Origin of the sequence: Kitasatospora sp. NPDC059571 (genome assembly GCF_042735675.1) — a bacterium.
Classification (GTDB): domain Bacteria; phylum Actinomycetota; class Actinomycetes; order Streptomycetales; family Streptomycetaceae; genus Kitasatospora.
Map to the genome: position 1 here is coordinate 1 of NZ_JBHWBW010000565.1, position 4,671 is coordinate 4,671.

Consider the following 4,671-nt stretch of genomic DNA (forward strand, 5'->3'; position numbering starts at 1 on the left):
TCGCCGGGGCCTATGCCTTTTCAGTTACTGCGGGTTACTTCGTGAGATCCGGGCCGGGCGAGCCGACCGCCGCCGGGGTGTCGGCAACCGGCGACTTCTCCTCGCCGCGGAAGGTGAACTTCGCTTCCTTGCCCTCGCCCTCGGTGCCGACGACCACGATGTGGCCGGCGCGCAGCTCGCCGAAGAGGATCTTCTCGGAGAGGTGGTCCTCGATCTCGCGCTGGATCGTCCGGCGCAGCGGGCGGGCGCCCAGGATCGGGTCGTAGCCCTTCTTCGCCAGCAGCTTCTTGGCCTCGACGCTGAGCTCCAGGCCCATGTCGCGGTCCTTGAGACGACCGTCCACCTTGGCGATCATGAGGTCGACGATCTGGATGATGTCGTCCTCGGACAGCTGGTGGAACACCACGATGTCGTCGACACGGTTCAGGAACTCCGGCCGGAAGTGCTGCTTGAGCTCCTCGCTGACCTTCGCCTTCATCCGCTCGTACCCGCTGGTGGCGTCGCCCGTGGCCGCGAAGCCCAGGTTGAAGCCCTTGGAGATGTCCCGGGTACCGAGGTTGGTGGTCATGATGATGACCGTGTTCTTGAAGTCGACCACGCGGCCCTGGGAGTCGGTCAGGCGGCCGTCCTCCAGGATCTGCAGCAGCGAGTTGAAGATGTCCGGGTGGGCCTTCTCCACCTCGTCGAAGAGGACGACGGAGAACGGCTTGCGGCGCACCTTCTCGGTGAGCTGGCCGCCCTCCTCGTAGCCCACGTATCCGGGCGGGGAGCCGAACAGCCGGGAGACGGTGTGCTTCTCCGAGAACTCGGACATGTCGAGCGCGATCAGCGCGTCCTCGTCGCCGAAGAGGAACTCCGCCAGCGTCTTGGACAACTCGGTCTTACCGACGCCGGACGGACCGGCGAAGATGAACGAGCCGCCGGGGCGCTTCGGGTCCTTGAGGCCCGCACGGGTGCGCCGGATGGCCTGGGAGAGCGCCTTGATGGCGTCCTTCTGGCCGATGACGCGCTTGTGCAGCTCGTCCTCCATGCGCAGCAGGCGGGAGGACTCCTCCTCGGTCAGCTTGAAGACCGGGATGCCGGTGGCGGTGGCCAGGACCTCGGCGATGAGCTCCTCGTCCACCTCGGCGACGACGTCCATGTCGCCGGCCTTCCACTCCTTCTCCCGCTTGGCCTTCGCGGTGAGCAGCTGCTTCTCGTCGTCGCGCAGCGAGGCGGCCTTCTCGAAGTCCTGCGCGTCGATCGCGCTCTCCTTCTCGCGGCGGACCTCGGCGATCTTCTCGTCGAACTCGCGCAGGTCCGGCGGCGCGGTCATCCGGCGGATGCGCATCCGGGAGCCGGCCTCGTCGATCAGGTCGATCGCCTTGTCCGGCAGGAAGCGGTCCGAGATGTACCGGTCGGCCAGGGTGGCGGCGGCGACCAGGGCGGCGTCGGTGATCGAGACGCGGTGGTGCGCCTCGTACCGGTCGCGCAGGCCCTTGAGGATCTCGATGGTGTGCGGCAGCGACGGCTCGGCGACCTGGATCGGCTGGAAGCGGCGCTCCAGCGCGGCGTCCTTCTCCAGGTGCTTGCGGTACTCGTCGAGCGTGGTGGCACCGATGGTCTGCAGCTCGCCGCGGGCCAGCATCGGCTTGAGGATGCTGGCGGCGTCGATGGCGCCCTCGGCGGCGCCCGCGCCGACCAGGGTGTGCAGCTCGTCGATGAACAGGATGATGTCGCCGCGGGTGCGGATCTCCTTGAGGACCTTCTTCAGGCGCTCCTCGAAGTCACCGCGGTACCGGGAGCCGGCGACCAGGGCGCCGAGGTCCAGGGTGTAGAGCTGCTTGTCCTTGAGCGTCTCCGGGACCTCGCCCTTGACGATCGCCTGGGCCAGGCCCTCGACGACGGCGGTCTTGCCGACGCCGGGCTCGCCGATCAGCACCGGGTTGTTCTTGGTGCGGCGGGACAGCACCTGCATGACCCGCTCGATCTCCTTCTCGCGCCCGATCACCGGGTCGAGCTTCGCCTCGCGGGCGGCCTGGGTGAGGTTCCGGCCGAACTGGTCGAGGACGAGGGAGGTGGAGGGGGTGCCCTCGGCGGGGCCGCCGGCGGTCGCCGACTCCTTGCCGCCGCCGGAGTACCCGGAGAGCAGCTGGATGACCTGCTGGCGCACCCGGTTCAGATCGGCGCCCAGCTTCACCAGGACCTGGGCGGCGACGCCCTCGCCCTCGCGGATCAGGCCGAGCAGGATGTGCTCGGTGCCGATGTAGTTGTGACCGAGCTGAAGGGCCTCGCGGAGCGACAGCTCCAGGACCTTCTTCGCCCGGGGGGTGAAGGGGATGTGGCCGGACGGGGCCTGCTGCCCCTGGCCGATGATCTCCTCGACCTGCTGCCGGACCGCCTCGAGCGAGATCCCGAGGCTCTCCAGGGCCTTGGCGGCGACACCCTCACCCTCGTGGATCAGACCCAGGAGGATGTGCTCGGTGCCGATGTAGTTGTGGTTGAGCATCCGGGCTTCTTCCTGAGCCAGGACGACAACCCGCCGCGCGCGGTCGGTGAACCTTTCGAACATCGTTTTCGCTCCTCAGAGCGGTCGGCCAGTTCGGGGTCCGTCCCCGCCCTGTCCTTCCGCATGCTAGTCCCGCTCAGCGGCGCGGCCCACGGACAACCCCACTCGCGTGGGGACATCATGCTGCGCGACCAGCCGACACCCATCCCAACCTGATGCTGGGAGACGGTGTTCCCACAGGGGGCCCTGATGCACCGGATTGCCGCTACGCCATCGGCGAACAAGAATCCGACGCCGGTCGGTCGGCCGCGCGAACTGTCGTGGAAGGGGCCTTGCGACCCCGCCCACCTGCATTCATACCCGGTATCCGGGAGAGATTCGCGCTGTTTCCACGGTGGCGCTGTTCGCCTGGCGAGAAGTCGCCCCGGATCGCCGGTCGGCGCCCACCGGATGACGGCGGCTCAGGCCGGATCGGGCCGGTCCGGCCACGGGAGGCCGCCGGTCGGGCGGGCCTGGTGACCGATCCGCTCCCTCCAGCCTCGCACAGCCCGCGGGCGTTCCGCCGCCCGTCGCCCGACCGAACGGTCGTGCGACCGCCGGTCGGGGTGCGCCCGGCCGACCGGCCCACCGGCCGGTCCCGGGCCGCCTGCCGTCCTCAGGAGGCGTGCGCCTTGTCGTAGGCGGCCTTGATCTCACCGGGCACGCGGCCGCGGTCGTTGATGTCGTAGCCGTTCTCCTTCGCCCAGTTCCGGATCTTGGCGGTGTCCGGGGCCGCCGCGGCGGCCGGGCGGCCGGACGTGCGGCCGCTGCTGCGCCGGGCGCCGGTGATGCGACCGCTCTGCTTCCGGCCCTTGTCGACGTACGGGGCCAGCAGATCGCGGAGCTTCTCGGCGTTGGCGCTCTTCAGGTCGATCTCGTAGGCGACGCCGTCGAGGGCGAACGTCACCGTCTCGTCCGCGGAGCCGCCGTCGAGATCGTCTTCAAGAATGACCTGCACCCTCTGTGCCACGGGCTTCCCTTTCCGAGTTAACGAGCCATTGCCTAGGCAAAGGAAACCGCCTTTCCCCGGAAAACACAAACCCCTCTGCCGCCGCAGTACCGCACGGAAGGGGCGCACGCTCGGCTCAGAGGTGCAAGAGCATCCGCGAGTTGCCCAGGGTGTTGGGCTTCACCCGCTCCAGGTCCAGGAACTCCGCAACACCTTCATCGTACGAACGCAGGAGTTCTTCATAGACTTCTGCGGCGACCGCGGCCGGATCCGCGGTACGGTCGTCGGTCTCGCCGATCTCGACGAAACCGTGTTTCGCGAAGAACGCCACCTCGAACGTCAAGCAGAAAATCCGACGGACGCCGAGCCAGCGGGCGGTCTGCAGCAGCTTCTCCAGGAGAACGTGGCCGATGCCGTGCCCCTTGCAGGAGGGGTCCACCGCCAGCGTGCGGACCTCCGCCAGGTCCTCCCACATCACGTGCAGCGCGCCGCAGGCGACCACCGCGCCGGTGTCGTCGCGCTCGGCGACCCAGAACTCCTGCACGGCCTCGAACAGAGTGACGGTGGGCTTGTCGAGCAGAATGCCGTCGCGCGAGTAGGAGTCGATGAGCCGTCGCACTGCCCGCACATCGGTGGTCCGCGCCCGGCGGATGGTGACATCCATGGCGGGACGCTATCGCGTCGGGCCGCCGCCGGTCTCCCCGGTATCGCTTTCGGCGCCGCCGGGTCCGCCCTCCGGCCGTTCCGGTTCCGCGGGAAGGACGGCGGCCACCCGCAGCGCGTCCCGGAGCGCCTCGCGCTGTTCCGGGGACATCAGGCCGAAGAAGTGCACCAGCGCCGCCGCGGGATTGTCGCTCGTCGCCCAGGCGTCGTTCATCAGCGCCGCGGTGTACGCCTCGCGGGAGGACACCGGTTCATATCGATAGGCCCGGCCGGCCTGCTCGCGGCGCAGCCAGCCCTTTCGGTAGAGCTTGTCCAGCACCGTCATGACGGTGGTGTAAGCGATATCGCGTTCCGACTGCAGATCCTGCAGGACCTCGCGAACGGTGACCGGGCGGTTCCACTGCCAGACCCTGGTCATGATGTCGTTCTCGAGTTCTCCGAGCTGCCGCACCATAGTCCGGCCAGGATAGGAAGTGATTCGGACAAAAATGGCGATTCAGCAAGCGGACCGGCGCGCCGCCACCCTTTGGGG

At 68.6% G+C, this 4,671-nt stretch carries 4 protein-coding genes; all 4 read right to left on the reverse strand.

What is annotated here, in order from left to right:
- Positions 1-34: 34 nt before the first annotated feature.
- The gene (locus ACFV0G_RS35580) at positions 35-2,551 is read right to left on the reverse strand and encodes an ATP-dependent Clp protease ATP-binding subunit (RefSeq protein WP_380556871.1); all 2,517 of its coding nucleotides are present in this window, start codon (positions 2,549-2,551) and stop codon (positions 35-37) included.
- Between the two features lie 592 nt (positions 2,552-3,143).
- A complete protein-coding gene (locus tag ACFV0G_RS35585; RefSeq protein WP_380556873.1) occupies positions 3,144-3,497 on the reverse strand; it encodes an Lsr2 family protein in 354 nt (117 codons plus the stop codon).
- 115 nt (positions 3,498-3,612) lie between these two features.
- Complete coding sequence (locus ACFV0G_RS35590) at positions 3,613-4,140, reverse strand: amino-acid N-acetyltransferase (RefSeq protein WP_380556875.1); 528 nt, start codon at positions 4,138-4,140, stop codon at positions 3,613-3,615.
- A gap of 9 nt (positions 4,141-4,149) precedes the next feature.
- The gene (locus ACFV0G_RS35595) at positions 4,150-4,593 is read right to left on the reverse strand and encodes a BlaI/MecI/CopY family transcriptional regulator (RefSeq protein WP_380556877.1); all 444 of its coding nucleotides are present in this window, start codon (positions 4,591-4,593) and stop codon (positions 4,150-4,152) included.
- Positions 4,594-4,671 lie beyond the last annotated feature (78 nt).